The organism is Microbacterium sp. HMWF026, from assembly GCF_003061325.1.
Lineage (GTDB): Bacteria > Actinomycetota > Actinomycetes > Actinomycetales > Microbacteriaceae > Microbacterium > Microbacterium testaceum_E.
This window is the reverse complement of sequence record NZ_QAJB01000352.1, coordinates 1-5,876: the sequence shown is the minus strand read 5'-3', so window position 1 is coordinate 5,876 and position 5,876 is coordinate 1. Positions and strand designations below refer to the sequence as shown.

The 5,876-nt window shown below is 71.9% G+C and carries 3 protein-coding genes and 1 pseudogene; 2 read left to right on the top strand and 2 right to left on the bottom strand.

Annotated features, from left to right (window positions below):
• A partial coding sequence (locus DBR36_RS13250) for a low specificity L-threonine aldolase (RefSeq protein WP_258222843.1) occupies positions 1-848 on the bottom strand: 848 nt, incomplete at its 3' end.
• 119 nt (positions 849-967) lie between these two features.
• Here DBR36_RS13250 and DBR36_RS13245 point away from each other — a divergent pair.
• Complete coding sequence (locus DBR36_RS13245) at positions 968-4,153, top strand: DEAD/DEAH box helicase (RefSeq protein ID WP_219927656.1); 3,186 nt, start codon at positions 968-970, stop codon at positions 4,151-4,153.
• A gap of 58 nt (positions 4,154-4,211) precedes the next feature.
• Positions 4,212-5,693, top strand: coding sequence for an MFS transporter (locus tag DBR36_RS13240; RefSeq protein WP_108320118.1), 1,482 nt, complete (start codon positions 4,212-4,214; stop codon positions 5,691-5,693).
• On the opposite strand, the pseudogene DBR36_RS13235 reads toward DBR36_RS13240, so the two are convergent.
• Positions 5,616-5,876, bottom strand: a pseudogene (locus DBR36_RS13235) (alcohol dehydrogenase); the annotation flags it as partial. The gene DBR36_RS13240 and the pseudogene DBR36_RS13235 overlap by 78 nt on opposite strands.

The following is a 5,876-nucleotide window of genomic DNA, read 5'->3' as shown; positions in this document are numbered from 1 at the left end:
GCCAATCCCGCCTCGACCCCCGCGCGCAGGCGCTGCGCCATGGCGTTGGAGTGGCGGGCGTTCTTCAGCCACAGGTCGTTCTCGAGCAGGGCGACCAGCTGCGCCGAGACGAAGCGCATCTTGCTCGACAGCTGCATGTCGAGCTTGCGCAGGTACGTCAGTCCGGTCGAGGCCTCGGGATCGAGCACGACGATCGCCTCGCCGATCATGGCGCCGTTCTTGGTGCCGCCGAAGCTGAGCACGTCGACGCCGGCGTCGCGCGTGAACGCCCGCAGCGGCACGTCGAGGGCGGCGGCGGCGTTCGAGATGCGGGCTCCGTCCATGTGCAGGCGCATGCCGTGGCCGTGGGCGTGGGCGGCGAGCTCGCGGATCTCGTCGACGGTGTAGAGGGTGCCGAGCTCGGTGGACTGGGTGATCGACACCACCAGCGGCTGCGCGCGGTGCTCGTCGCCCCAGCCCCACGCCTCGCGGTCCACCAGCTCGGGGGTCAGCTTGCCGTCGTCGGTGGGCACGGTGAGCAGCTTGATGCCGCCGACGCGCTCGGGTGCTCCGCCCTCGTCGACGTTGATGTGAGCGGTGGATGCCGAGATCACGGCGCCCCACCGTGGGAGCATCGACTGCAGCCCGACGACGTTCGCCCCGGTGCCGTTGAAGACCGGATAGGCCTCGACGCCCTCGCCGAGCAGCGAGACGAAGAGCTCCTGCAGGCGGGCGGTGTAGACGTCTTCGCCGTACGCGACCTGGTGGCCTTCGTTGGCGGCGGCGATCGCGGCGAGGACGTCGGGGTGGATGCCGGAGTAGTTGTCGGAGGCGAAACCGCGCACCGACGCGTCATGGAGGGATGTCACCCGTCCAGCGTAACGACCGGTGGGGACACGTCTCCTCCCCACCCGCCCGTCCTCGGTCCGTCTCCCCGGGGGAGGCCGTCGCGCCGCCGGGTGTCGGTGGGCACGGCGAGAATGAGGGGATGCACCTCGACCCCGAAGCGATCAGCATCGCCGACGAGATCTTCTCGGCGGGAGCCATGGCGCGCGCCGATCGGCTGCTGGTGTACGGCTCGGTCGAGGTGGGCGAGGTCAAGGCGTTCGAGGGCGTCCTGGTGGTCTCGGCGCAGTCGTTCGGCGCCGCGGGCTACGAGCACCTCGAACTGCGCGTCCGCGACGACCTCTCCCGATTGTCGGGGTGGTGCTCGTGCGGCCGCGGGCCCGAGTGCGAGCACTCGTGCGCGGCGGCCATCGTGCTGTTCGACCGCATGATCTCGGCGGGCCGCCCGCCCAAGCCCGAGTGGCAGCGGTCGCTCGACGATCTGTGGGCGCAGTCCGCGCCGGTCGTCGACGAGCCGCCGGTCGATCTCTGTCTCTTCCTGTCCGTGCGCCGAGGCGGGGGGCACGGCCGCAGCACCGCCCTCACCCTCACGGCCCGCCCGGGTATGCGCGGCTCGCGCGGCACCTGGATCAAGGGTCGCGCCGGGTGGTCCCAGCTGGCGGCGCTGCCCGCCGAGCCGCGCGCCCGCGCGGCGCTCGACAGCCTGGGGCGCATCGGCCGCTCCGGCAACGGCGCCTTCCTCTCGGACGAATGGATGCCGCTCGCCGCCGTCCCCCCGCACGCGCTCTGGCTGCAGCTCGAGACGGTGGCGGCCGCGGGGGTGCCGATCGTGTCGGGGTCCGGCGCCCACCACCCCGTCCGCATCCCCGCCGAGGCGGCCACCGCGGCCGTCGCGGTCGATCGACGGGGGTCCTCCCTGCAGGTGCGCGGGATCGCCACCGGCCTCGACGACGAGCTCGTCGCCTCACCCGCGTGGGTGGTGGGCGACCCCGCCGTGGCCGTGGCCTACGTCGCCGACCGCGACGGAGACGACGAGCGCATCACCCTCGTGCGCCTCGCCGAGGCCGTGACCGGCCCCGTCCGCGGTCTGCTCGCGCGTTCCGCGGCCCTCACGATCGACGACGGGGGGAGCGAGACGTTCGTGAAGGAGTACCTCCCGCGGCTCCAACTCGACGCCCCGGTCGTGTCGCCGCGGGGCACGGTCGACCTGCCGCCCGTGCCCGCGCCGGTCCTCGAGATCGCGGTCGACCACGCGGCGGACACCACCACGATCTCGGTGCGGTGGGATCGCTCGACCACGAGGGGCCGGCGGGACGCGGCCCACGAGGCGGGCGTGCTCGCCGCGGTCGCGACCGTGGCGCAGTCGCTGGGGATCGACGTGCCGCAGCCGTACGCGTCGGGATCGACGCCGGCCCGACGACTCGCCCCCGCCGAGGCGGCGATCCTCTTGGCCGAGGGCGTTCCGGCGCTGGGGGCGATCGACCACGTCGTCGTCCTCACGACCGGCGACGACAGTGCCTTCCACGCGGTGGTCGACGCCCCGAGCGTCCAGCTCCGCACCGGGGACGATGACGGCAGCGATTGGTTCGACCTGCACGCCAGGGTGACGGTGGGCGAGGTCGAGGTCGACGCCGCCACCCTCTACACGGCTCTCGCGGCCGGTGATCGCGTGCTCTTCCTCGGCAACGGCTCGTACGTGCGCCTGAACACCCCCGAATTCGACCGGCTCCGGCTCGTCATCGATGAGGCGCGCGCCCTCGTCGATCGCCTCGAGTCCGCCCTGCGGATCAACCGGTACAACGTGGGCCTCTGGGACGAACTCACCGAGATGGGGCTCCTCGCTGCGAACGAGGCCGAGTGGTGGCTGCGCGTGCGCGGACTGACCGATGACGCGGCCATCGTCCCGGTCCCGCCTCCGTCGGGCTTGCGCGCGACCCTGCGCGACTACCAGCGCGTCGGTCTGGACTGGCTGCACTTCCTGCGCGTCCACGGGCTCGGCGGCATCCTCGCCGACGACATGGGGCTCGGAAAGACGGTGCAGACCATCGCGATGATGCAGGCGGCCGTCGAGTCCGACGCCGACGCGGCGCCGTTCCTCATCGTCGCCCCGACGAGCGTGGTGGGCAACTGGGCGCGCGAGTGCGCGCAGTTCGCCCCCGACCTGCGGGTGGCGACGGTGACCGCCACCCGCACCCGGCGAGGCACGACGATCGCCGAGGCGGTCGCGGGCGCGCACGTCGTCGTGACCAGCTACGCGCTCCTGCGCCTCGAGCAGGAGCAGTACGCCGAGGTCGAGTGGTCGGGCCTCGTCCTCGACGAGGCGCAGCAGATCAAGAACCCGTCCTCGCGCGGGTATCGGGCGGCGCGGTCGCTTCCCGCGCCCTTCCGCCTGGTCATCACCGGCACGCCGATGGAGAACAACCTGCTCGAGCTGTGGTCCCTGGTCTCCCTCGTCGCTCCCGGTCTGCTCGGCACCCGCGAGGCGTTCACCGCGCTGTACCGCACCCCGATCGAGAAGAACGGCGACACCGCGCGCCTCGACCTGCTGCGGCGACGCATCCGGCCCTTCCTCCTGCGGCGGACCAAGGAGCTCGTCGCCTCCGAGCTGCCCCCCAAGCAAGAGAAGGTCCTCGAGGTGACCCTGCACCCGACGCACCGCAGGCTCTACGACCGGCGGTTCCACCGCGAGCGGCAGCGACTGCTGGGCCTGCTGGACGATGCCGACGCCAACCGGTTCGCGATCTTCCGCTCGCTGACGATGCTGCGTCAGCTCGCCCTGGACCCCGCCCTCGTCGACGAGGGCGAGGCGCCGTCGGCCAAGTTGGACGCGCTCGCCGAACTGCTCGTCGAGGCGGCGGCCGAGGGGCACCGCGTCCTCGTCCTGAGTCAGTTCACCCGCTTCCTGCGCGCCGCCAGGGACCGCTGCGCCGAAGAGGGCATCCGCTCCGGCTACCTGGACGGCACCACCACGCACCGGCAGGACGAGATCGACCGTTTCCGCGACGGCGACGATCCCGCGTTCTTCGTCTCCCTCAAAGCCGGCGGGGTCGGTCTCAACCTCGTCGAGGCCGACTACGTCGTGCTGCTCGACCCGTGGTGGAACCCCGCGGTCGAAGCCCAGGCCATCGACCGCGCCCACCGCATCGGGCAGACCCGGCCCGTCATCGTCTACCGACTCGTGGCCGCCGACACCGTGGAGCAGAAAGTCATCGCGCTGCGCGAGTCGAAGGCGGAGCTGTTCTCGCGGGTACTCGACGGCGGCGAGGCGGGGGACTTCACCGGGGGTCCCCGTCTCACGGCGGCGGACATCCGCGGCCTCATCGACTGAACGGCCGGCCGCGTCGGGGGTCTGGCCGATGTCGGACGGGCGGTCTAGCGTGACCCCCATGACGGAAGAGCACTCCGCTGACGCTGCGTCCGGCGTGGCCGTGGCGCCGCCGGCGAACGGTCGCCGCACCTTCCTGGCGGTCCTGGTCAACACGGCCGCCGCCAACGTGACCACGAGCTTCCTGTGGTTCGCCCTCACCTTCTGGGTGTACCTCGAGACGCGGTCCGTCCTCGCGACCGGCATCGTCGGCGGGGCCTACATGCTCCTGCTCGCGGTCTTCGCGATGGTCTTCGGGTCGCTCGTCGATCGCCATCGCAAGCACCGCGTCATGGTCGTCTCGGGCGTCATCACCCTTGTCGCCTTCCTGCTGGCGGGCGCCCTGTGGCTCGCGCTGCCCGAGAGTGCGCTGCTCGACCTGGGCGCCCCGTGGTTCTGGGCGTTCTCGGGCATCATCCTCGGGGGCGCCGTGATCGAGAACCTGCGCAACATCGCCCTCTCGACCACCGTCACCCTGCTCGTGCCCGTCGAGCGGCACGCCAACGCCAACGGACTCGTCGGCACCGTGCAGGGGCTCGCCTTCGTCGTCACGAGCGTCTTCAGCGGGTTGTCCGTGGGCTTCCTCGGCATGGGGTGGACGTTGGCGATCGCGATCGCCCTGACCCTCGTCGCCCTCGCGCACCTGCTGACCGTCCGCCTCCCCGAGGCGCGGCCCGCGGCCGCAGCCGACGGCACGCCGCTGGTCGACCTCCGCGGCGCGATGCGCGCCGTGCGCGCGGCCCCCGGCCTGTTCGCCCTCGTCGTGTTCTCGACGTTCAACAACCTCATCGGTGGCGTGTACATGGCGCTGATGGACCCCTACGGCCTCGAGCTCTTCCGCATCGAGATCGACGGACGGGTCTACGACGCCGAGGTCTGGGGGATCGTGCTGGCGATCAGCGCCACCGGTTTCATCATCGGCGGTGGTCTCGTCGCCCGCTTCGGGCTCGGGCGCAACCCCATCCGCACGATGCTCTGGATCGTCATGGCGATGGGCGTTCTCGGGGCGGTTTTCACGCTGCGCGAGTGGTGGTGGCTCTACGGCCTGGGCATCTGGGTGTACATGGCGCTCATCCCGCCCGTCGAAGCGGCCGAGCAGACGGTCATCCAGAAGGTGGTCCCTTTCGAGACCCAGGGACGGGTCTTCGGTTTCGCCGCAGCCTTCGAGTCCGCGGCCGCCCCCGTGACGTCGTTCCTGATCGCGCCGATCGCGCAGTTCCTGATCATCCCGTACATGAACGACGACGCCGGCCGTGCGGGATGGGGCTGGCTGCTCGGTGAGGGGCAGTCCCGCGGTATCGCGCTCGTGTTCCTGGGGGCGGGGATCGTGATGGTCGTGGTCGCCGCGCTGGCCTTCGCGACGCGGTCCTACCGCGTCCTGTCGACGCAGTACCGATCGGCCGAGCCCCCGACGCCCGCGTCGGCCTCAGGACCCGGCGGCAAGCTCGATGACGACGTCGTTGACAGCCGCGGCGGTGTCGTCCCACAATCCGACGAACGCTGAGGCGAGTGCATTCTCGAGCCCCTCCAGACTGCGGGCGCGGAAGATCGTGGCCGCCGCCGTCGCCTCTCGACCGGCGTCTCGGGCCGCCTTGGCGTAGCCCTGGGCGACGGCGCGAATCCAGGCCTCGCTCGCCGCCTTGACCGCCGCGTAGTTGGCGCCGCCCGCGAGCGGGCGCGCGACGGC

Bases quoted from the DNA above. Each gene is read 5' to 3' on its own strand.
- DBR36_RS13245 (WP_219927656.1), top strand. From the start codon at position 968: ATGCACCTCGACCCCGAAGCGATCAGCATCGCCGACGAGATCTTCTCG.
- DBR36_RS13240 (WP_108320118.1), top strand. From the start codon at position 4,212: ATGACGGAAGAGCACTCCGCTGACGCTGCGTCCGGCGTGGCCGTGGCG.